Consider the following 19,265-nt stretch of genomic DNA (forward strand, 5'->3'; position numbering starts at 1 on the left):
TCAGGCAGCGGTCAACGTCGCCAATCGCCGCAGAGCGAACTCGTACCCTTGGATGCCTGCGCCCATGACGACGGCGGACGCAGCGTGCGAGACATAGGAATGCTGGCGAAACTGCTCGCGGCGGTGGATGTTCGTGACGTGCACCTCGACCACTGGTAATTCAGCGGCCAACAGCGTGTCGAGGATCGCTATCGATGTCGAGGTGTAGCCAGCGGGGTTGATCACTATGCCATCTGCCTCAGTGCGCGCCCTCTGGATAAGGTCGACGATCTCGCCCTCGTGATTGCTCTGGTGGAACTCGATCTGCAGTCCGAGTTCCTCGGCGACTGAGTCGCACAGCCGCTTGACGTCTTCGATATTGTCGGTGCCGTACAGGTGCGGTTCGCGCAAGCCGAGCAGATTGATGTTCGGCCCGTTGATGATCATGATCCTGGCCACTGCTGTCTCCTTGTCGTTCAGCTGTTCATCCGACGGGCGTACCACGGCGAGAGTCGATCAGCTCGAGGAAGTGCGCACGCATGCGCTCAGCGTCGGGGCGGACGCCGGTGATGAGCCGGATGCCCTCGACTGCCTGCCCGACGTTCATGCGCCCACCGTCGAGCGTCTCCAGGCCGCGGCGTCGTGCCGCCTGCAGCAGTTCGGTATCGATGGGGAAATACACGACGTCGGCGACCCACGCGCTGTCCTTGAGTGCCGCAACGTCGAAGGCGACCCCGGGATGCTCGGCCATTCCCAACGGCGTCGCGTTCACCGCTCCGTCGGCACGCGCCAGCGCTTCCCCTGCCTCCGCGGTGCTGGCCGAGGCCACGTGCGCTTCGGGGAACGCGGCACGCAGTCGGGCGCAAAGATCCTCCACGCGCAACGGCTCGATGTCGGCAACTGTCAGGCGCTTCGTTCCGAGCGAAAGCAGAGCGTAGGCGGACGCCGACCCCGCCCCGCCGCCACCGAACTGGACGACGTCGTTGAGCGATGCCCCCGGCAGTCCATTGCGGACGCCGTCACGGAACCCCACCCAGTCGGTGTTGTATCCGACAAAACGACCGTCGCGGATCACCACGAGGTTGACCGCGCCCAAGCGCGCCGCGTCGCGGTCGATCTCATCGAGATGGGCCATCACAAGCTGCTTGCACGGATAGGTGATGTTGACAGCCGAGTATCCGGCATCGCGCAGCCGGTCGAGGATGTCACCCACACTCTCCGGCGGCAGGTCGAGCTCAGCGAGGTCATGGAGCACGTAGCGGTAGTCGAGCCCCAGCGCGGTTGCTTCCGCGGTATGCAACGGTGGGGACAGAGACGGCCCGATGCCCCTCCCGATCAGTCCGACCAGGAATCGATCGTCCCGAGCACTAGCCTGTGCCTGCGTCATCCGTGTCTCCCGTCAGATGCCGAGGTAGATCTTGCGCACGCGGGGATCGGCGCGAAGGTCGTCGGCGGATCCCTCGATCTCGATCCTGCCGTTCTCCATCACGTAGCAGTACGTGGTCGCTTCGAACGTCAATTTCGCGTTCTGCTCGACGAGGAGGATGCCCATCTCGGCAGCGTTCAGTCGCTGTACGACCGCGAGCACCTCGTCGACGAGTTTCGGGGAGAGTCCCATCGACGGTTCATCGAGAACCAGCAGGCGCGGCTTCGACATGAGCGCGCGACCGATCGCGAGCATCTGCTGCTGGCCGCCGGAGAGCGCCCCGGCAAGCCGCGTGCGCATCTCCGCAAGCACCGGGAAGATCTCGTAGACCTCCGACAGCTGGGCGCGCGTCTCGGCGTTCCAGCGCTGGATGTAGGCGCCGAGCAGGAGATTCTTCTCGACTGTGAGCCCACCGAACACGTGGCGCCCCTCGGGGACGTACCCGATTCCCTCCCGAACGATCTTGCGCGCGTGAGTGCGGGTGAGATCGACGTTCCCGTAGGCGAGCTTGTCGGCTCGTCGGTTCACGAGGCCGAGAACGGCCTTCAGCGTCGACGTCTTGCCGGCGCCATTCGCTCCGATGATCCCCACGGCCTGGCCGATCTCGACCGTGAAGCTCACGCCTCGCACCGCGGCGACCCCGCCGTAGTTGACGTACAGCCCCTCGGCGACGAGCTTGGCGGGTGCATGCCCCGATGTCGAAGTCAGGCGGTGCGCCGCCGTGTATGCGTCGCTCATCGGCCCGTTCCTTCCGTCTGATCGTTCGTCGCGTCGAGCATTTCCTTCTCCAGCTTCGCGTCGTCGCCCAGGTAGGCCTCGATGACCTCGGGCGACTGCCCGACATCCTCTGGCAGGCCGTCGGCGATGACTTTCCCGGTCGACAGCACCGTTACTCGGTCGCACATCGACATGACCAGTCCCATGTTGTGTTCGATGATGATGACGGTGACCCCCGTCGCGCGGATGTCGTTGACGATCGCCTTGAGCTGATTGACCTCGTCACCGTTCAAGCCTGCGGCGGGCTCGTCGAGCAACAGCAACTTCGGCTTGGTCGCCATTGCCCGGGCGATCTCCACCCGACGCTGGGCTCCGTATGACAGCTCGGAGGGCACGGCGTCGGCGAGGGAGAGCAGACCGTACCGCTCGAGGATCTCATCGGCCTCTCGTCGCATGCGACCGTCGGCGCGCAGCACCGAGATCGGCCGGATGATGTACCGCCAACTCCACCGGCTCTTGGTGCGGTCCACGCCCATCATGACGTTTTCACGCACCGACAGCAGCGAGAACAAGCGCAGATTCTGGAACGTACGAGCGACGCCGCGCAACGACAGCCGGTACGAGGGTGTGGTCGTCGACCGGGTGCCGAGCACTTCGACGGTTCCCGACGTCGGCGGATGGATGCCGCTGAGCACGTTGAACAGGGTCGTCTTACCAGACCCGTTCGGCCCGACAAGCCCCCGGATCTCTGCCCGGCGCACCGTCAACGAGACACCGGCCAGTGCCTTCAATCCCTTGAACGACTTCACAACATCGGTCGCCTGGAGCACCACCGGAGCATCATCGTGCGGCGGGGCCACCGCATCCGGGGCATCCACTGCATATGACACATAGGGGGCCACAGCCATCCCACCGGCGGTGTCGCTCGCCCGGCGACGACTCTTCCACAGCTGGTGGAGACGAGCCGGGATGCCTGCGATACCGGTCGGCAGGAAGACGACGAAGATCACCACGAGCGCGCCGTAGCCCAGTTGCGCATAGATCGAGAAGTCTGCGAGCCACGACCGTACGAAGATCAACCCGACCGCGCCGATGACGACTCCCGGCAAGCTATGCCGTCCGCCGATGATCACCATCGCCAGGAGCAGGAACATGTTGGCGAGACTGAACGACTCGGGGGCGACGAAGCGGATGAGCCCCGCATACAGACCGCCGGCCACGCCACCGTACAGGCCGCCGAAGGCGAATGCGATCATACGCAGCACCGGTACGCGGGTTCCCATCGCGGCGGCAGCGAGATGATCGTCGCGCATCGCTCGCATCCGCCGGCCCAGCCGCGTGTGGACGATGAACGCCGCAAAAGCGATGCCGAGGATGAGAATCGCGAGTCCGAAGTAGTAGAAAAGATAGTCGTCGGCGAGGTCGACCCCGAAGAAGACCGGAGACGGGATGCCGCTGAGTCCCTCTGCCTGTCCCGTGATCGGGAGGTTGATCACCAAGCTGGTGAAAGCCAGTGAGAGTCCGAGGGTCACGATCGCGAGATAGTGGGACTGCACGCGCAGCGCAGGGATGCCGACGAACAGCGAGACGATGATCGAGATGACCACGCCTGCCAGTGCCGCCAACCAGAAATTCCACCCGAGATGCAGCGTGAGGATCGCCGCGGTGTAGGCGCCGACACCGAGGAATGCTACCTGCGCGAGGTCGAACTGACCGGCGATCCCCATCGACAGGAACAAGCCGATGGCCAGCAGACCGAACACCATCGCGACATTGCTCACGTGGATCGTGTACGGATCCACGAGGTAGGGGAAGATCAGCGACAGCACGAACAGAACGAGAAGGGGCAGCCCGATCGCCGCCGTTTTCTTGAGCATCATGCGCGGTTCACCGTGCTTTCTCCGAAGATCCCGGTGGGACGGACGATCACGATCAGGGCGAAGACGACGAAGGCGACAAGATCGGCATACCCCTGCGAGAGTCCGGAGGCGAACGCGTACAGGATTCCGAAGAGCAGGCCGCCGACGATCGCACCCTTGATGTTGCCGAAGCCGCCGAGGATCGCCGCCGAGAACCCCATGATCCCCAGACTCGATCCGAACGTCGGGCTCACGTAGAGGATCGGACCGGCCAGACCGCCCGCCAGTGCCGCCAACCCTGAACCGATCGCGAAGGCGATGGCGTTGCTACGCCCGACGTTGATGCCCAGCGCAGTGGCCTCTTCGTGGTTGATCGCGACTGCTTGCATGGCGATGCCCTGCTTGGTGCGGTCCAGGAACAGCCAGAGCACGAGCGATGCCAAGGCCGCGACGACGACGACGACGAGCTCGTAGCGCTTGATGAAGATCCCGAACAACTCGAAGGGCGCACCGCCGATGGGCGTGGGCACTGCTTCGCCGGTGGTCCCCCAGATGAGGATGGCGATGCCCTCGAGCATGATCCCGAAGCCGATCGTGCCGATCAGCATCAGATCGAAGTCCTTGTTCTCGAGCGGTCGCAGAATGCGCTCGATCACGAGACCGATGACGGCGGTCGCGACGATCGCGATGATCATCGCCACCCAGAACGGCATCTTCGCCGAGATGAAGAAAGTGGCCGCGAGATACGCGCCGACCATGAGGATGTCGCCGTGGGCGAAGTTGACCAGGCCCATCGTGCGATAGACCAGAGAGAAGCCGAGCGCGACCAGGACGTAGATCGCCCCGAGCCCGATCCCTCCGACAAGGGTCTGCAGTACGAACTGCATGATGACCTCCAGGGTTCTTCCTGCGCGACAGTTCGTGCCTGGCACAGGAGAGCGGATGAGTGAGTCAGGTGGGGTGCGCGAGCGGTGCACCCCACCTGGACAGGCGGTCAGCCGTTCGCCGCGACGAGGTTGCCGTCTTGGTCGATCTCGCCGATCTGCGTCTCATGAACGCCGATGCCGTTCTCATCGAAGTCGAAGTGACCGACGAGGCCGTCGTACTTCACGGCGCGGATCGCGTCGCTGAGTGCTTGACCGGTGGCGACCTTCGAATTCTGCAGGGCCTGGATGAGGATCTTCGCCCCGTCGTATGCCTTCGCGCCGTGCAGCTCGCCTGTCTCGTTGTACTTCGCCTTGTAGTCGGCAGCGAACTTCTTGGTCTGGTCGTTCGTGTCGTTGCCGAGGTACGGCGTGCTCACGATGGTGCCCTCGGCGTTGTCTATACCCGCCGTCTTGACGTACACGGGTGTTCCTGCCGGAGCACCGCCGGCGATGACGGCGTCGATGCCGAGCTGACGTGCCTGCTTCACGATCAAACCAGTTTCGACCTCTTCGGCGCCGATGAACAGCACCTTCGGGTTCTTTCCGCGGATCTGCGTCAACGCAGAGCTGAAGTCCTTCTGGTCGGGCGTGACGACCTGGTCAGCCGCCGGTGACACGCTGAGGTCTTTCAGAGATGCCTTGAACGCATCGCGCTCACCGGCTCCGTACGCCCCGTTGTTGCTGATCATCGCGATCGATGTGTAGCCCTTGTCGTTGACGAGGTACTTCGCGAGCGTCTCGTCGTAGGCCGTGCTGGATGGACTGTTCAAGAAGACGAACGAGTTGTGCAATTCGCCGAGTTTGGGCGACTGACCCGACGTGATCATCGGAATCTTGTTCTGAGCCATGATCGGCGCCATCGCCAACGAGTCGGCGCTCTCGGCCGTTCCGATCATCGCGATGTTCCCATCGCTGGCGAGCTTGTTGGCGAGGTTCGTGCTCGTGGTCGGATCACCCTGGTCGTCGTAGACGGTGTAGACGATCTTGCGACCATCGATGCCGCCGGCGGCGTTCTGCTCGTCGAAGGCCATCTTGGCTCCCTTGGCCTCCCAATCGCCCAGCGAGCTGAGCTGGCCGCTCTGCGCATCGACGATTGCGATCTTGATCGGACCGCTCGAGTCGGTGGCGTTCGCGCCCTTGTTCGCTCCAGGCGCCGAGCACCCTGCCAACAGCATTCCCAGCGCTGCCGCGCCGGCGAACAGCGCCGCTGTCCTGATTCGACGTTGAACCATGTCGCACCTCTTCGTGTCGGGGAGGCGGCCTCGTTGCTGACCCGCACCGCCTCGTTCAAGGAGTGCCCGCTCTGCGAACGGGCGTTCTCTTATTGAACATAAAGCGGGCATGATTATCCGTCAAGAGCTATTGATCACGCGTTCGTATACACAGTGTGCTTGCGCTCGACTGACGGGTCTGCGTTGCGAACACACCAGTCAGTCGCGGGCGAGCGCGTGCAGCGCCACAGACAACTCATCGGCTGTCGCAGTACGACCGCTGACGGGCTGGCCGATGCCGTCCAGCAGGATCAACCGCACGCCGTGGTCATACTTCTTATCGCGCATGAAGGCGCCCTGCAGGCGATCGAGGTCGACCGTGGCTCGGGTGGTAAGACCCAGGGCGTCCAAAAGCCGTCGATGGACCTCGACGTCTTCGCGGGTGAGTCTGCCTTGAACGTGGGCGAGGTGTGCGGCTGCCATCATGCCGACCGCGACGGGTGTGCCGTCTTCGCTCGCATCCAGGCCCGTGAGCCATTCGATCGCATGCCCGAACGTGTGCCCGTAGTTCAAGAAGGCGCGTTCCCCGTTCTCGCGCTCATCACGGCAGACGATCGCAGCCTTGAACTCCTGACTGGCGCACACCGCCTCATACACGGCATCGGGTTCTCGACCTCGCAGTCCCGCGGCCAGCGCCAGGACGCGTGCGACCGCCGACCGGCCGCCGAGCAACGCGTGCTTGGCGATTTCGGCGAGGCCAGCACTATATCCGCGCTGCCCCGCCTGCGCGGCGACGGCGGTGTCGGCGATCACAGCGATCGGCTGATGGATGGTGCCGATGAGGTTGCGCCCCTGCGGCAGGCTTATCGCGTTCTTTCCACCGAGCGCGGAGTCTGCCTGGGCGACGAGGGTAGTGGGGATGAGGGCGAGGGGCATTCCCCGGTTGAACAACGACGCGACCAGGCCCGCGACGTCGCAGATGACTTCGCCCCCGACCCCGACCACGATGTCGCTGCGATGGACCGCACGCGTCGCCATCTGCTCGGCGATGCGTGCGATCACCCCGAACGTCTTACTGGATTCGTGATCATCCATCATGACCCGCACGACGCGCTCGTCGGAGAACTGTGCGGCCACGGCATCCGTCACCACGCTGTCGGAGGCGGTGGAGATGATCACGACGTGCTCAGCCGTGTCTGCCGCGGGAATCAAGTCGCTCGCCACGTGCGTCAGTCGCGGCCCCGCGTGCGCGAAGTACGTCCCGCCGACGGTCGTGATCAGTCGACTCGACGCGCCAGGCAACGCGGGCGGAGGCACCAGAGCACGTAGGATCTCCACGGCGACATCGTCAGCCCGGCGGCCATCAGTGTCGATGCGCATCGTTGCGAGGGCGTCATACACCGGAAGCCGCCGTTCGTAGACCTTGCGCACGCCGGATGTCTGCAGGAGCGGGCGGAAAGCGTCGCCGTTGATCCGCTCCATCGCCTGCTCATACGGCACCTGGAGATACACGACGGTGTGCGAAGAGAGCATCCTGCCGATCTCAGGATCGAGTGCAGCTCCGCCACCGAGCGCGACGACGGCGGTGCGATCCTCCAACAGCTCGGCGACCACCGCGCGTTCGATCTGCCGAAAATACGGCTCGCCATGCAGATCGAACATCTCCCGTATCGAGCGCCCCTCGCGCCGCTCGATCAAGACGTCGCTGTCGACGAAAGGGGCTCCCAACAGGTCGGCGACGATGCGGCCGACCGTGGACTTGCCGGCACCCATGAAACCGATCAGAACTACCATAAGGGCGTATCTTCGTCTCTGAGGCGAAATCCTTCCGAGGCGGCCCCAGGCCTCCCGTGACCGACTCCATGATAGGGGACTGCGATGGTGAGCACCGGCACGCCGCGGCCGTGGTCGCCGACCCTCTCGCATCTGCGCCCGGCGCGTCTGCACGTCGAACCGGGTGATGCAGACGAGCCCCCAGTTCTTCTGCATCATGGGTTTCTGATCGAAACCGCTCACGTCTGGCGGCAGTTCGCCGCGGCCCTGCACACCGGAGGGCGTTCGTCGGCCTCGGTCGAGGAACATTACCTGCGCACCATCGACTCCGCACATGCTCTCGGACATGATCCCGATCTCGCGCTCGCCCAGTCGCTGGCCGCAGCCCTGGACGCGTGGCCCGCCACTGGCATCGACGTGGCAGCCGAAGGGACCGGAGCCGGACCAGCCCTTCTGCTTGCCCTCAACGACGCACGCGTGCGCCGTGTCGTGCTCTGGCGACCGGCGGGCGTCGTCCTCGACGATCAGGGCCGCCTGGCGCCCGCAGAGGCGACTCCGCTCGAGATGACCGACGCCGAAGTCAGCATCGGCGTGACGTGCACCCATGCAGAGATCGAGACCCTGCGCCCCACAGATGCCGTACAGGGGGACATCTCTCGGATCAGCATCCCGGTCTTGATCATCGATCACCCGGACTCCTCCGCCAGCGGTGCGCTCGGCCGGTGGATGCCGTCGGCTGAGTTCGTGCCGTCGATGGACCCCCGGCGCATGCTCGCCGATGACCTGCTCATCCAGCGGGCGATGCGCTTTCTCGCGTTGCCGGTCGGGCACGCGCAAAGATAGCCGCGACCCAGACCGCCCACAGCGGCATCCCATCGTCACGCGATGTCATCCTCGACCGCTCGCCTCGCCGCGCCGGATAGGCTCGCGAGCGACGGCCCGATCGACGACGAAAGGCGCACCATGGCACACATCGCCACGACCACAGCGGGAAGCCTTCCCCGCACCCAGGCTCTCATCGACGCGAACGGCGCGCGCGAGCTCGCCGACGACGGATTCACACTGAACACGACGCCCGAGTTCGACGAACTCGTCACCGCCGCGGTGGCCGATGTCGTGCGCCGACAGCGCGAGGCGGGGATCACGCTCGTCGGCGACGGCGAGTTCGGCAAGGCGATGTCGAGCGCGGTCGACTACGGCGCCTGGTGGTCGTACTCGTTCCAGCGCGTGAACGGCCTCTCGCTGACCGACGTGAACCCGATCACCGCGGCCCCCGAGGCCGGCTCCGACCTGGCCGGAGCACGCGCGGTGCGCTCCGAGCCCGGCAAGATCCGGCTCACCTCGTTCATCGACCGCCGCGACCGGCAACTCTTCCCCGCTGTCTACCGCGACGCCGAGACGGTGCCGGCCGGACGCATAGCGACGGCGTTCCCGACCACGACGGGCGCGATCTCGTATCGCGGACAGGATGCCGTGGCCAGCGACATCCGTCATCTGAAGGCCGCCCTGCAGCCTGGCGAGCAGGGCTTCCTCACGGCGATCTCGCCGGGCAGCGCCGCCCGGGTCGTGAACACCTTCTACGCAAGCGAGCAGGAGCACATCGACGCGTGGGCCGACGCGCTGCGCGAGGAGTACAGGGCGATCACCGACGCCGGGCTGGTGTTGCAGATCGACGACCCGTCACTGGCCGAGAACTGGGATCAGATCAACCCCGAGCCCTCGGTGGAGGACTACCAGGCGTTCACGAAGATCCGCATCGACGCCCTCAACCGGGCGATCGATGGGCTGCCGAAAGAGCAGGTGCGCCTGCACCTGTGCTGGGGCTCGTGGCACGGACCGCACACCACCGACATCGAGCTGCGCCACATTCTGCCTGTCGTGCTGCAGGCCAACGTCGGCTCGATATCGTTCGAGGCCGGAAACGTGCGCCACGAGCATGAGTGGGCGGTGTGGCGGGATGCCGCGGTGCCGGCTGATCTCGTGCTGGTTCCCGGTGTCGTCAGCCACGCGACGAACGTCGTCGAGCACCCCGACCTGGTGGCCGAGCGCATCGGCCGATTCGTCTCGATCGTGGGGCCGGAGCGCGTCATCGCCTCGACCGACTGCGGCCTGGGCGGACGCGTGCACCCCGACATTGCGTGGGCGAAGCTGGCCGCGCTCGGCGAGGGCGCGCGCCGAGCGGGCTGATCGGGCTCAGGCCTCGGTGAAGACCTGCTGCGCGATGCGGAAGGCCGTGTTGGCGGCGGGCACGCCGGAGTAGATCGCCGACTGCAGAATCACTTCTTTGATCTCGTCGACGGTCAGCCCGTTGCGCAGCCCCGCGCGCAGGTGCATGGCCAACTCCTCGTGATGGCCGTGCGCGATCAGCGAGGTGATCACGGCGATCGAGCGCGAACGGCGGTCAAGGCCCGGCCGCGACCACACGTCGCCCCACGCCGTGCGCGTGATGAAGTCCTGGAAGTCGGCGGTCAGCTCGGTGATCTTCTCATTCGCGGCATCCACGTGCGCATCGGAGAGCACCTCGCGGCGCACGATCATGCCCGCCTCGAAGCGCTCCTGGTCACTCGAACGGCCGCTCATCGGATGCTCCCCGCGAAGAAGTCGCGCAACAGTCGGGTGGTCAGCTCAGGGTCTTCGGCGGGCGCCAAGTGCGCGGCATCCGGAACCTCCTGAGCGTCACCGTTCTGCACGCCGCGGGCGATCTCGACGGCAGACGCCTCGGGACACACCAGGTCGTGGCGGCCCCAGATCGCCAACACCGGCGCGGTGATCTCGCCGAGGCGATCGCGCACGTCATAGTCGGCCAACGCCTCGCAGCACAGCGCGTAGCTCTCGTCGTCAGCGTCTTGCAGGGCGTGCAGCAGGCGCCCGGTGATGACCGGGTGCTTGGCCAACGACTCGGGCGCGAACCAGCGCTGCGCCGACGGCACGACGAGCGACGACGTGCTCTGCGCGCGCACGTGCGCGGCGCGGTCGTGCCAGTCGATCGGGCTGAGGATCTTGGCGCCCGAGCAGATGATCGCGGCGGCGCCCACGAGGTCGGGATGCCGCAGCACGAGCTCGAGCCCGACTGCGCCGCCCAGCGACACTCCGGCGTATGCGAGGCGTGTCGCCCCCAGCCGGCCCGCGATGTCGGCGACACCGTCGGCCAGGTCGGCGACCGAGAACGCGGCGGTCGCCTTCGGCGAGACGCCGTGACCCGGAAGGTCCCACGCGGCCACCCGCCACGACTCGGCCAGGTGCGGCACGACCTCTTCCCAGAGGATCGTCGAGGTGCCCAATGACGGGCCCAGCAGCAGAAGCGGCGCACCGTCGGGGCCGACGGGTTCGGTGACGGCGAGCGAGGGGACTGTCATTCTTCCTCCTGAGTGGTGGGCTCGATGGCGTCGTCGACCAGCGGCGCGGCCAGCCCGGTGTATGCGGCGGGGTCGAGCAGGCGGTCGACGTCGAGGGCGGATGCCGCCGGCATAGCCTGCCGCACGAGGATGGCGAGGTCGTCACCGGTAGCGGCCGCCGAAACGATCTCGGCGACACGGTCTTTGCCGATGATCGGGCTGAGCACGAGCGAGAGTCGCTCGGCCACGATCAGTCCCCGGGTGAGTGCGAGGTTGCGGGCGACGGCGACGGCGTCGACACGCAGTCCGCTCACCAGCGCGGCGGCATGCGCCGACGCGCCGAGCGCGAGCCGCAGCAGTTCGCGCAGGGTGGGCCACTCGGCGTGCCAGGCCCCGTCGGGGCGCTCGTCGGCCGCAAGCGCCGAGGCCAGATGCAGGGTCGCGCCCAACTGAGGCGCGCGCAGTGCAGCCGAGCGGATGAGCACCGATTCCACCGGGTTCTGCTTCTGCGGCATCGCCGACGATCCCCCGCCCGAGCCCTCGGCCAGCTCGCCGATCTCGGTGCGGCTCAACGTCGCCACATCGGTCGCCAGTTTGCCCAGCGCATCCACCACCTGCACGAGAGCGTCGGCGAGTTCGGTCACCGGCCACCGGGTCACGTGCCACGGGGCATCCGGCGCGTCCAGGCCGAGTTCGATCGCCAGCGCCGCCGGAAGTGCGGCTGCGGCATCCCCTCCCCCGATCTCAACGAACGACGCGAGCGTGCCACCAGCCCCGCCCAGCTGAGCGGGGAACTGCAGTTCGCTCACCCGTGTTCGTGCCCGCCGCACGCCGCGCAGCCACCCGGCCGCCCGCGCGCCGACGGTGGTGGGCACGGCGTGCTGGGTGAGGGTGCGGGCCGCGGCGACCTCGTCGCGGTGCGCGCCGGCGAGTGTGCCGAGTGCGGCGACAGTGGCGTCGAGGAAGCCCCGGATCTCGGCGACGGCGTTCTGCGCGATGAGCATCAGGGCGGTGTCGAGGATGTCTTGGCTGGTGGCGCCGCGGTGGATCCACACGCGTGCGTCGGCCGGCACGCGGTTCTTCAGCTGCGCGACCAGCGGGATCACGGGGTTGCCGCCGGTGCGGGATGCCGCAGCCAGCGTCTGAACGGTGAGGCCGTGCACGTGCGGTCCGGTCTGCGGCCAGCCAAGCGCGGCCGATATCTCCTCGGCGGCGGACTGCGGGGCGACGCCGCGCGAGGCCCAGGCGCGGGCCAGCGCGACCTCGGTCGTCACGAGAGCGTCGAGCAGCGCGGCATCCGCCACCGCCGCGTCGTGACCGACCGTCACCGGGGAACACAGGCCTTCATCGATCGCCGTCACCGCAACACCTCCAGTGTGAGCGTAGCCGCGACCCGCTGCGCGGGGTGGGCAGCGGTGGGTGTCACACAAGATGCGGGATACCCCGCGTGAGGTCGCCGGTTCTGTGACACGGCAGCGGTGGGTGTCACACAAGATGCGGGATGCCTCCGGTAAAGCCACTCGCACTGTGACACTGCAGCGGTGCGTGTCACAGAAGATGCGGGATACCCCGCGTGAGGTCGCCGGTTCTGTGACACGGGCTCCGGGGCAACCGCACACCGCACGATGGTCACAACCCCCGACCCAACCGCACGCCACGGGGATGTCACAGAAGATGCGGGATGCCCCGCGTTAGGCCACCCCTTGTGGGACATGGGCTTCGGGCGTGTCACAGAAGATGCGGGATACCCCGCGTGAGGTCGCCGGTTCTGTGACACGGGCTGCGAGGCAACCGCACACCGCACCGCGGTCACAGCCCCCAACACAACTGCACACCACGGGGATGTCACAGAAGATGCGGGATGCCCCGGGTTAGGCAACCCCTTGTGGGACATGGGCTTCGGGCGTGTCACAGAAGATGCGGGATGCCTCCGGTAAAGCCACCCATTCTGTGACACGGCACCGGCGGCGGTCACAGAAGATGTGGATTCAGTCCGGGGGAACCCGCGGTTTCTGTGACACGGCCGCGCCGCCGACACCTCGGCCGCGGCCATGCTCACCACCGGCATCCCGGCCTGCGGCATCCCGGCCGCTGGCATCCTGGCCACCGGCATCCCGGCCACCGGCATCCCGGCCACCGATTTCCCGGCCGCTGGCATCCCGGCCACCGATTTCCCGGCCGCTGGCATCCCGGCCACCGATTTCCCGGCCACCGGCGTCGTGATCGCCGGCTCAGAACGTGAGGAAGACGGTCTCACCCTCGCCCTGCAAATGGATGTCGTGCTGCAGCGATCCGTCGGGCAGCCGCGTGGCGATCAGCGTCGCGCGCTCGGCGGGATCGAGCGAACTCAGCAGCGGGTCGGCGGCGAGCGCCGCCTCGTCGTCGGGCAGGTAGATGCGGGTGTGCAGCTTGTTCGGCAGCCCTCGGGCGAAGACGATCGCAGCGAAGAACGGCGCCTTGCCGGCCTCGGCTCCCGGGTTGCGAGTCCAGAATTCGTAGTGCCCCTCATCGGTCGTGAACGAGCGCCCGAACCCGGTGAAGGTGTGATCGTCGCGGCGGAACGCGCCGCGCGCACGGGACACGGTGCCGTCGCTGTCGGCGCCGAAGATCTCCACCATCGAGTCGGGGATCGGGGCACCGTTGCCGTCGTACACCGTGCCGCCGAGCACGATCGCTCCCGGACTGTACGGATGGACGACCTCGTGCATCTTCGGGTAGATGGTGCCGTACGCGAAGAACGGGCCGACGGTCTGGCCCGGCGTGGGATCCAGGGTCTTCTCGGGCATCAGTGCTCACCCTCCTCGGGCTCGTGCCACGTGGCATCCGGTCCGTCGACGACGATGTCCCAGCGGTAGCCCATCGAGAACTCCGGGACAGTGAGGTCGTGGTCGTAGGTGCTGATCAGTCGGTCGCGGTCCTTCTGCCGGTGGATCGAGTTGTAGATCGGATCGAGCGCGAACAGCGGGTCACCGGGGAAGTACATCTGCGTGACGATGCGCTGCGTGAACCCGTTGCCGAACACCGAGAAGTGGATGTGCGCGGGACGCCAGGCGTTGATGTGGTTCTTCCACGGGTAGGCGCCCGGCTTGATCGTCGTGAACAGGTACTCGCCGTTGTCGTTCGTGATCGCGCGGCCCGCCCCGGTGAAGTTGGGGTCGAGCGGGGCAGGGTGCTGATCGCGCTGATGGATGTAGCGGCCCGACGAGTTCGCCTGCCAGATCTCGATCAGCTGGTTCGGAATGGGACGTCCCCACGAGTCGAGCAGGCGACCGCGCACGGTGATGCGCTCGCCCAGCGGCTCACCCGCGTGCTGCAGCGTGAGATCGGACTCTATGGCTGCGACATCCCGCTGGCCGTAGGCCGGCGAGTACAGCTCGATGGTCTCGGGGTCGACCAGGCGCGGGTTCTTGGTCGGGTGACGGAGCAGGCTCGACCGGTACGGCGGAAAATCATAGATCGTGGCCGGGAGCTTCTCGCCCGCGGCCTCGCGGCGCGCATACTCGGTGTGGATGTCCTGGATCTCGCGGGTGATCTGCGACTGCGGCGGGAAGTCGGCTGACGCGAGCAGGCTCTCGGGCGCTGCGGCCGTCGGCTGAGGGTCTGTCATGGGTGTCTCCTTCGACCGTCCATGTGGTGACGGACCTCTCCAGGTTCGCAGGACTGGCGCCCGGCGGCGGAATGACCTCTCACTCAGTGGGAGGTACGGAGATCGTGGTGCAGGTCGCGCGCGGCTTGCACGACCAGCGGAGCGAGCCGCCGCTCGTCGGCGCGGTCGAGGTGCACGACCACGCCGATGGCCACCGGCGGCAGCCCTTGCACGTGGGCGACGGGGGCGGCGACCGACACGTTTCCCAGCGTCATCTCTTCGCGGGTGGTCGCGTAGCCGCGTGCTTGGGCGCGACGCAGCTCGCCGCGCAGGCGCTCCTCGTCGAGGATCGAGTGCGTGGTCTCGCGCTGCAGCGGCATCGTGAAGTAACGCCCAAGCCACGCCTGATCACGGGTCGACAGCAGCGCCTTGCCGACGCCGGTCGTGTGCAGGGGTTGCCTGCCGCCCATGCGGCTGAGCGTGGGGATCGAACCGGAGCCGGTCACCCGCCCGACGAACAAGGCGACGGATGCCTCAGGGCTGGGCCCATCGAGCACGGCGAGGTGCACGTTCTCGCCGGTCGCCTCGTACAGTCGCGCCATATGGGGCAGCGCCGTTTCGCGCAGCCGCAGCGACAGGGGCGAGAGCTCGCCGAGTTCCCAGAGCCGCGCGCCGATCGTATAGCTGCGGCCCGGCGCACGCGAGAGCAGCCCCTCGGCGACGAGGTCGGCGAGCAGTCGGTGCACTGTCGAGACCGGGATGCCGGTGCGCGCAGCGATCTGGCCTGCGCCGACTGCCGGCTCGTCGTCGGAGAAGCACGACAGCACACGCATGATGCGCGCGAGCATCCCGTCGTCCGGCATCCGTCCTCCCTGCGCTCGAGGGTACCCGTCGCCCGCGTTGCGCGAGTTGCCCTCGCGTTGCGCGAGCTGTCCCCGCGTTGCCCGAGTTGTCCCCTCCCCAGCCAAGGGTAAAGTCACGCAACCCGAGGTAAGCTCGCGCAACCCGAGGCAAGCTCGTGCAACCCGGGGTAAGGTCGCGCAACCCGAGGCAAGCTCGCGCAACCCGAGGTAAAGTCGCGCAACGCGGGGACAACTCGGCGACAAGGGGGCAGCGCACCGCGCCGGGGCGGGGCGGGTCAGGCGCCGGAGGCGAGCAGCGCGCGCAGCCCCGACTCGAGCGCGGCGAGCTCGCCGGGCGGCATCCCGGCCGCGAGCTCGCGCTGCACCTGCTCGACGAGCGGACCGAGGCGCCGGCGCTCGGCGAGGCCCTCGCCGGTGAGCGTCACGACGTTGCGGCGAGCATCGCCCGACGAACGGCGGCGGGTGAGCAGTCCGCGCCGTTCCATCCGCGCGAGCAGATCGGCCACCGTCGACCGGTCGAGATCGACCTCGTCGCACAATTCGCGCTGACTCGCCTCACCGAGACGATCGAGCACCGCGAGAATCGCGTACTGCACGCTCGTGGTCTCGGTCGAGGCCACGCGCGCCCAGGTGGCGACATGCCGCTGCTGCGCACGGCGGATGAGGTAGCCCAGGTGACGCTGTGGCTCGGCGGCGAAAGCCTCGTCGATGCCCGCTTCGCCGGCCGCGGCATCCATCATTCAGCCTCCACCGGCAGCAGGAACCCGCCGAAGAAGTCCGTCAGCTCGTCCCGTGCGTCCAGCGGCAGCACATGCGCCACATACTGATCCGGCCGCACGATCACGACGGCGCCACGATCAGAGATGCCGCGCGCGGCGAAGATGTCGGCGTCGGCGCCGACGGCCCACACCTTCTCCCAGTCCTGCAGGCCCAGCGACCCCGAGCGCGGCAGCAGGATCTCGGGCAGTTCCCCGAGATCGACGTCGTGGTGATCGGCATGAAAGACCGCGCGCACGTCGATCACGCTGTCGATGTCGGCGGATGCCGCAGTGAAGCGCGCGATCGGCGACTGTGCGGCATCCGTCAGCCACTGCGCGAGCTCGCGCAAAGCAGAGCCGTCGGCGTCGCCGAAGGCGTAGAGGCGCCAGCGTCCGTCAGCGCGGTGCACATGCCCGAGCTCGCCGCGGTACGCGTCGGCCACCCGTACGGCCGGCGACGAGTGGAAGCGGGTGCCGATCTGGAACCCGCGCGCCAGATCTTGGTGCTCGTCGGTGCCGGTCAGCGACGACGGGGTGTAGGTCGTGGCAAGCCCCGCGGTGTACCGCCCCTGCCGCGCGAACTCGGCTTGCATCTGCTGCGACGTGACGCCGCCGAGTTCGGGATGCTGCGGGTCGACGGTGGGCTGCGCGATGAACGCCGACCAGAACTTGTCGAACTCGATGAGGTCGGCGGCGACCGTCTGCCGCTCGCCCGAGTAGGTGCGCAGCAGCTGCGGGGCGCTGCGTCCCTGGAGCACGGCTGCGAGCTTCCAGCCCAGGTTGAAGGCATCTTGCATCGATACGTTCATGCCCTGACCTGCCTTGGCCGAGTGAGTATGGCAGGCGTCGCCGGCGATGAACACGTGCGGAATGCGGTCGTCGTCATCGGTCACGTCGTCGAACCGGTCGGCGAGACGCTGCCCCACCTCGTAGACGCTCGACCAGGCGCACTGCTTCACATCGATCGCGTACGGGTGCAAGATCGCGTTGGCCGTGACCGCCAGCTGCTCGGCGGTCGTGGAACGGATGGTGCTGTCGCCGGCGGGAATCTCGCCCAGGTCGACATAGCAGCGCACCATGTTGCCGCCCTCGCGCGGGATCATCAGCAGGCTGCCCTTGCCCGCCGACTGGATCACGTTCTTGGTGCGCCAGTCGGGAAAATCGGTCGTGGCCAGCACGTCCATGACACCCCACGCGTGGTTCGCGGCATCCCCGGCCAGTTCCCGGCCGATCGCCGAACGCACCTTGCTGCGCGCCCCGTCGCAGCCGACGACGTAGTTCGCGTTGACGGTGATCTCTTTGTCGCCGCGGCGCAGCGTCACCTCGACCGGATGGTCGTCGCGCTCGTGCACCGTGAGGGTGACGAACTCGACGCCGTAGTCGGCCTCGAGCCGACTCGCCGAGCGTGCCGCATGCTGCAGCAGGAAGTGCTGCATGCGCGCCTGGTTCACTATCACGTGCGGAAACTCGCTCAGACCCGGTGGGGTGTCCTGCACCCATCCGGTGCGCACGATCTTGGCGCGGTCGTCGTCGCACGGTCCCCAGAAGTGCACCTCGTTGACCCAATAGGCCTCGCGCAGGAGCGCGTCGGCCAGGCCGAACGCCTCGAACATCTCAACCGTGCGGCACGCGACGCCGTCGGCGTGGCCGCGGGTCAGGGGTTCGCCGCGGCGCTCGACGATGCGCGTCGTGATGTCGGGGAACTCCGACAGCTGCGCGGCCAGGACTGTGCCGGCCGGCCCGGTGCCGACGATGAGCACGTCGACCTCTGCGGGAATGTCGCCGGTGCGGGATACCGCCTCCGGCGCCGCCGGCTGCAGGTCGGGATCGCCTGAGCGGTATCCGTCTCGGTAGTACTGCATGCGATCTCCTTCGATCCGTCGGGACGTGCGCACCCACTATATCGTCAGTACCCCAACGATTCTACGGCGCATGCGTCATGAGAAGGTGGGCGCATGGCGAACTCCCCGACGGGCGACTCGGTCACCGAGCGTCTGCTGCGGGTGCTCGAGACCTTCACGCCGACACGCACGGTGCAGACCGCGTCGCAGATCGGCCGCCGTGCGGGCCTGCCGTCGTCGACGGCGCACCGCTTCATCGGTGAGCTGATCGAGACCGGGCTGCTCGAGCGCGACGAAGACCACCGCATCCGCGTGGGCATGCGCCTCTGGGAGCTGGCCACCCGCTCGTCGGCGGCGCTGCGCCTGCGTCAAGCCGCGATGCCGGCGATGGAGCGCGTGCAGGCGCGGGTCGGCGAGCACACCCAGCTGGCCATCCTCGAACAGGGTGAGGCACTTTTCCTCGAGCGGCTGTCGAGCCCGGATGCCACCTCCAACATCACTCGGATCGCCGGCCGCCTGCCTCTGCACGCCTCCAGCTCGGGGTTGGTGCTGCTCGCTCACGCGCCGGCCGAACTGCAGGAGCGCATCCTGACCGGTCCGCTGGCGGCACTGGCCCGCGCCACGATCACCGAGCCGGCGGCGCTGCGGCGCAAGCTCGCCGAGATCCGTCGGCTCGGGCATGCGATAGCCCCGGGATACATCGAAGACGTCGCCACCGGTCTGGCCGTGCCGGTGCGCGATGCCTCGGGCGCCGTCGTGGCCGCTCTGTCGGTGGTGATCGCCCGCGACGCTGCGGTCGAGGCACCTTTGGAGGCGCTGCATCGCGCAAGCCGCGACATCCAGGGCGCCTTACAGGCGTGAGCCCGCTCAAAACTCATCCCATCTGTGCGCAAGAGGCCCGGATAGGGCCGTTTCACCCCTCGAGGCACCGGATGAGTTGCGTTGTGAACACGCAGCGCCGCCAACCGGGCCCGCACGCGGGGCAGAGAGG

18 protein-coding genes are annotated in these 19,265 nt (G+C 67.4%); 3 read left to right on the top strand and 15 right to left on the bottom strand.

Features of this window, described 5'->3' with window-relative positions; all coding sequences use genetic code 11:
- The 7 genes from aroQ to ET475_RS17765 all read right to left on the bottom strand — a co-directional run bounded on the left by aroQ (position 1) and on the right by ET475_RS17765 (position 7,912).
- Positions 1-483, bottom strand: coding sequence for a type II 3-dehydroquinate dehydratase (gene aroQ / locus ET475_RS04350; RefSeq protein WP_340638601.1), 483 nt, complete (start codon positions 481-483; stop codon positions 1-3).
- Positions 464-1,366 (bottom strand): shikimate dehydrogenase, encoded by a 903-nt coding sequence (locus ET475_RS04355; protein ID WP_129386371.1) that lies wholly within the window; start codon positions 1,364-1,366, stop codon positions 464-466. The genes aroQ and ET475_RS04355 overlap by 20 nt, the downstream gene beginning before the upstream one ends.
- Before the next feature lie 12 nt (positions 1,367-1,378).
- A complete protein-coding gene (locus ET475_RS04360) occupies positions 1,379-2,143 on the bottom strand; it encodes an ABC transporter ATP-binding protein (protein ID WP_129386374.1) in 765 nt (254 codons plus the stop codon).
- The gene (locus tag ET475_RS04365) at positions 2,140-4,002 is read right to left on the bottom strand and encodes a branched-chain amino acid ABC transporter ATP-binding protein/permease (protein WP_129386376.1); all 1,863 of its coding nucleotides are present in this window, start codon (positions 4,000-4,002) and stop codon (positions 2,140-2,142) included. The genes ET475_RS04360 and ET475_RS04365 overlap by 4 nt, the downstream gene beginning before the upstream one ends.
- On the bottom strand, positions 3,999-4,868 hold the full coding sequence (locus ET475_RS04370; RefSeq protein ID WP_129386378.1) for a branched-chain amino acid ABC transporter permease: 870 nt from the start codon (positions 4,866-4,868) through the stop codon (positions 3,999-4,001). Before ET475_RS04370 ends, ET475_RS04365 begins: the two co-directional genes overlap by 4 nt.
- Positions 4,869-4,975: 107 nt before the next feature.
- On the bottom strand, positions 4,976-6,139 hold the full coding sequence (locus ET475_RS04375) for an ABC transporter substrate-binding protein (RefSeq protein ID WP_165310738.1): 1,164 nt from the start codon (positions 6,137-6,139) through the stop codon (positions 4,976-4,978).
- Positions 6,140-6,337: 198 nt separating this feature from the next.
- Positions 6,338-7,912 carry a bifunctional shikimate kinase/3-dehydroquinate synthase gene (locus tag ET475_RS17765; protein ID WP_165310740.1) on the bottom strand — a complete coding sequence of 525 codons (1,575 nt, stop codon included), beginning with the start codon at positions 7,910-7,912 and terminating at the stop codon, positions 6,338-6,340.
- 84 nt (positions 7,913-7,996) lie between these two features.
- Here ET475_RS17765 and ET475_RS17770 point away from each other — a divergent pair, with 84 nt between their 5' ends.
- Positions 7,997-8,734 (top strand): hypothetical protein, encoded by a 738-nt coding sequence (locus ET475_RS17770; protein WP_165310742.1) that lies wholly within the window; start codon positions 7,997-7,999, stop codon positions 8,732-8,734.
- A 120-nt stretch (positions 8,735-8,854) separates the two neighbouring features.
- Positions 8,855-10,078, top strand: a complete 1,224-nt coding sequence (locus ET475_RS04385) for a cobalamin-independent methionine synthase II family protein (RefSeq protein WP_129386384.1) — start codon at positions 8,855-8,857, stop codon at positions 10,076-10,078.
- 6 nt (positions 10,079-10,084) lie between these two features.
- Here the strand turns inward: ET475_RS04385 and pcaC are convergent, their stop codons facing one another.
- The 8 genes from pcaC to ET475_RS04430 form a co-directional block, all read right to left on the bottom strand.
- Positions 10,085-10,471, bottom strand: a complete 387-nt coding sequence (gene pcaC / locus ET475_RS04390; protein WP_129386386.1) for a 4-carboxymuconolactone decarboxylase — start codon at positions 10,469-10,471, stop codon at positions 10,085-10,087.
- Positions 10,468-11,247 (bottom strand): alpha/beta fold hydrolase, encoded by a 780-nt coding sequence (locus ET475_RS04395; protein ID WP_129386388.1) that lies wholly within the window; start codon positions 11,245-11,247, stop codon positions 10,468-10,470. Before ET475_RS04395 ends, pcaC begins: the two co-directional genes overlap by 4 nt.
- A complete protein-coding gene (locus tag ET475_RS04400) occupies positions 11,244-12,587 on the bottom strand; it encodes a lyase family protein (protein WP_242497760.1) in 1,344 nt (447 codons plus the stop codon). The genes ET475_RS04395 and ET475_RS04400 overlap by 4 nt, the downstream gene beginning before the upstream one ends.
- Positions 12,588-13,457: 870 nt before the next feature.
- Positions 13,458-14,012 (bottom strand): protocatechuate 3,4-dioxygenase subunit alpha, encoded by a 555-nt coding sequence (gene pcaG / locus ET475_RS04410; protein ID WP_129386392.1) that lies wholly within the window; start codon positions 14,010-14,012, stop codon positions 13,458-13,460.
- Positions 14,012-14,833, bottom strand: coding sequence for a protocatechuate 3,4-dioxygenase subunit beta (gene pcaH, locus ET475_RS04415; protein WP_129386394.1), 822 nt, complete (start codon positions 14,831-14,833; stop codon positions 14,012-14,014). The genes pcaG and pcaH overlap by 1 nt, the downstream gene beginning before the upstream one ends.
- A gap of 83 nt (positions 14,834-14,916) precedes the next feature.
- Entirely contained in the window at positions 14,917-15,675 is a 759-nt protein-coding gene (locus ET475_RS04420) for an IclR family transcriptional regulator (RefSeq protein ID WP_129386396.1), read from the bottom strand.
- Positions 15,676-15,950: 275 nt separating this feature from the next.
- Entirely contained in the window at positions 15,951-16,415 is a 465-nt protein-coding gene (locus tag ET475_RS04425) for a MarR family winged helix-turn-helix transcriptional regulator (RefSeq protein ID WP_207205404.1), read from the bottom strand.
- Positions 16,412-18,295 carry an FAD-dependent monooxygenase gene (locus tag ET475_RS04430; protein ID WP_129386398.1) on the bottom strand — a complete coding sequence of 628 codons (1,884 nt, stop codon included), beginning with the start codon at positions 18,293-18,295 and terminating at the stop codon, positions 16,412-16,414. Before ET475_RS04430 ends, ET475_RS04425 begins: the two co-directional genes overlap by 4 nt.
- A gap of 93 nt (positions 18,296-18,388) precedes the next feature.
- Here ET475_RS04430 and ET475_RS04435 point away from each other — a divergent pair, with 93 nt between their 5' ends.
- Positions 18,389-19,135, top strand: a complete 747-nt coding sequence (locus ET475_RS04435; RefSeq protein ID WP_129386400.1) for an IclR family transcriptional regulator — start codon at positions 18,389-18,391, stop codon at positions 19,133-19,135.
- Positions 19,136-19,265: the final 130 nt, after the last annotated feature.

The organism is Microbacterium protaetiae, assembly GCF_004135285.1.
GTDB classification, from domain to species: Bacteria; Actinomycetota; Actinomycetes; order Actinomycetales; family Microbacteriaceae; genus Microbacterium; species Microbacterium protaetiae.

What these genes read in the sequence shown, in the direction of transcription:
- ET475_RS04355 (WP_129386371.1), bottom strand. Translation starts at nt 1,366, where the DNA reads ATGACGCAGGCACAGGCTAGTGCTCGGGACGATCGATTCCTGGTCGGA.
- ET475_RS04360 (WP_129386374.1), bottom strand. Translation starts at nt 2,143, where the DNA reads ATGAGCGACGCATACACGGCGGCGCACCGCCTGACTTCGACATCGGGG.
- ET475_RS04365 (WP_129386376.1), bottom strand. Translation starts at nt 4,002, where the DNA reads ATGATGCTCAAGAAAACGGCGGCGATCGGGCTGCCCCTTCTCGTTCTG.
- ET475_RS04370 (WP_129386378.1), bottom strand. Translation starts at nt 4,868, where the DNA reads ATGCAGTTCGTACTGCAGACCCTTGTCGGAGGGATCGGGCTCGGGGCG.
- ET475_RS04375 (WP_165310738.1), bottom strand. Translation starts at nt 6,139, where the DNA reads ATGGTTCAACGTCGAATCAGGACAGCGGCGCTGTTCGCCGGCGCGGCA.
- ET475_RS17765 (WP_165310740.1), bottom strand. Translation starts at nt 7,912, where the DNA reads ATGGTAGTTCTGATCGGTTTCATGGGTGCCGGCAAGTCCACGGTCGGC.
- ET475_RS17770 (WP_165310742.1), top strand. Translation starts at nt 7,997, where the DNA reads ATGGTGAGCACCGGCACGCCGCGGCCGTGGTCGCCGACCCTCTCGCAT.
- ET475_RS04385 (WP_129386384.1), top strand. Translation starts at nt 8,855, where the DNA reads ATGGCACACATCGCCACGACCACAGCGGGAAGCCTTCCCCGCACCCAG.
- pcaC (WP_129386386.1), bottom strand. Translation starts at nt 10,471, where the DNA reads ATGAGCGGCCGTTCGAGTGACCAGGAGCGCTTCGAGGCGGGCATGATC.
- ET475_RS04395 (WP_129386388.1), bottom strand. Translation starts at nt 11,247, where the DNA reads ATGACAGTCCCCTCGCTCGCCGTCACCGAACCCGTCGGCCCCGACGGT.
- pcaG (WP_129386392.1), bottom strand. Translation starts at nt 14,012, where the DNA reads ATGCCCGAGAAGACCCTGGATCCCACGCCGGGCCAGACCGTCGGCCCG.
- pcaH (WP_129386394.1), bottom strand. Translation starts at nt 14,833, where the DNA reads ATGACAGACCCTCAGCCGACGGCCGCAGCGCCCGAGAGCCTGCTCGCG.
- ET475_RS04420 (WP_129386396.1), bottom strand. Translation starts at nt 15,675, where the DNA reads ATGCCGGACGACGGGATGCTCGCGCGCATCATGCGTGTGCTGTCGTGC.
- ET475_RS04425 (WP_207205404.1), bottom strand. Translation starts at nt 16,415, where the DNA reads ATGATGGATGCCGCGGCCGGCGAAGCGGGCATCGACGAGGCTTTCGCC.
- ET475_RS04430 (WP_129386398.1), bottom strand. Translation starts at nt 18,295, where the DNA reads ATGCAGTACTACCGAGACGGATACCGCTCAGGCGATCCCGACCTGCAG.
- ET475_RS04435 (WP_129386400.1), top strand. Translation starts at nt 18,389, where the DNA reads ATGGCGAACTCCCCGACGGGCGACTCGGTCACCGAGCGTCTGCTGCGG.